The 1584-nt window shown below is 31.9% G+C and carries 2 protein-coding genes; both read right to left on the reverse strand.

Annotation, left to right across the window (positions count from 1 at the left end):
• Positions 1–326: 326 nt before the first annotated feature.
• A complete protein-coding gene (locus tag BM246_RS19690) occupies positions 327–524 on the reverse strand; it encodes a hypothetical protein (protein ID WP_139221948.1) in 198 nt (65 codons plus the stop codon).
• Positions 525–764: 240 nt separating this feature from the next.
• Entirely contained in the window at positions 765–1490 is a 726-nt protein-coding gene (locus BM246_RS19695) for a hypothetical protein (protein WP_139221949.1), read from the reverse strand.
• Positions 1491–1584 lie beyond the last annotated feature (94 nt).

The raw sequence follows: 1584 nt of genomic DNA on the forward strand, positions 1-1584 counted from the left end.
GCAAAATCGGGTTTAATATTTGACAAGGAATATAAAAGTACGCTAGTGAAAAATTAATAAGATTTTACTTGTTTTTTAGCACAGTACTTTGTTGGCATTTCGTTGTTTTTATTCCGACTTATTCTTATTCGGCTTAATTCAGTTTTTTTTGTTTTCCAGCGTATGAGTGAATTCGATTTGCCTTTTATACCTCAAACTTTTTCAATTCAGATTGAGAGAGCAATTCCGCTTCTTGCTAAATTCCGCATTCAATTTAGGTTTTACTTTTCAGTTCAGTTTAAGATTCCTCAAACAAACTAAAATTCCGACTTAATTTTATTCATTATTTAGTCAGGTCTAGATTTTTTGTTTTCCTTATTTTCAGTAATAAGTATTTTTATAAAAGCAGCAATAAGTACAAAAATAGAACCTAAAAATAACCAAAAACTAAGTGGTTTAGTACTCATATTTGAAAAACCAAAATTCAATATGTTTAAAACCATAGCTATGATAACTAATATTAATCCTAAATTTCTTTTAATCATATTTTCTACATTTTGAGTGCGTTCCGCCAATGAATGCCAACGGTCTTGTGTATGAAACGTAGCGTGCAAAAAGACACTAACTTTTCGGATTAACACAGAGCCGAATTTTTATATTTTGTTTTTAATTTTTCTCTTTTTAAAAGCCAAATTAAAAATTTGGCGGACTTCATAAATATACAGAAACCTTTCGGTTAAGCACTTATTAGCTATGTTTTATACACCGTGTTGTGCGCTGGCTTTCTACGCTTCAATTATTTTATCAGCTACTATTAAACATTCGTCTAACGTTCCCAACATTCCAATTTGATTTCTTTCAATATCTAACAACTTTTTCGCGATTTCAATCCTGTCAGCTCCGTTTTTTTTCAGTCGGAATATTTCTGGAACGTAACTTTGATATTCATCTCTTGGCGCAACGTCATTAACTCCAATTGGGTCCCAATCAATCCAAAGGATATCATCAATTTTCTTGTAAACTATTAAATCGGTCGTTGCGGTTATGCTATTTTTAAATCCTTTGTTTCGTTGGAAAATTAGAATTGTAGATTTCACTTCTTGATGTAAATACTCATTATCAATTAAATCACAGTATTGCAAAGCAAACATAGGAATGGCAAATCCGCTATTTGCGTCAAATGGTGCTGATTGTTCAGAAGAGTTATAAGTGATTTTAGCAACTCTTTCAGCCAATCTCAAATACAATTCAAAATCTTTGTCAGTATTCGATAAATTCAGCATTCTGATTTTGGTGAATTGGTCGTGAGCAAGTTTCCATTTTTGTTTTTCATCAATAATGTCATAAAGCTCTAAAATCTCAACAGGAATTTTTTCTAAATATCTGTCAAATCGAGATAAAACCAATCCTGCCCAATTTGGACGTACAATTTCAGGAACATTTTCAAAAATCTGTTGTCCAATTTTTATGTCGGTTTTTATTTCGTTCATCGGGTTTCTCAGCTTGCGCACAACGGTTGGTATAAGATTAGTTGCGTGTTTTAGCACTAAAATTACTAAATAAATCACGAACGGCTAAATTCCGAAGGAATTTCGCAAGTGAGCG

The sequence above is a fragment of the Algibacter lectus genome (assembly GCF_900112395.1).
Taxonomy (GTDB): Bacteria; Bacteroidota; Bacteroidia; order Flavobacteriales; family Flavobacteriaceae; genus Algibacter; species Algibacter lectus.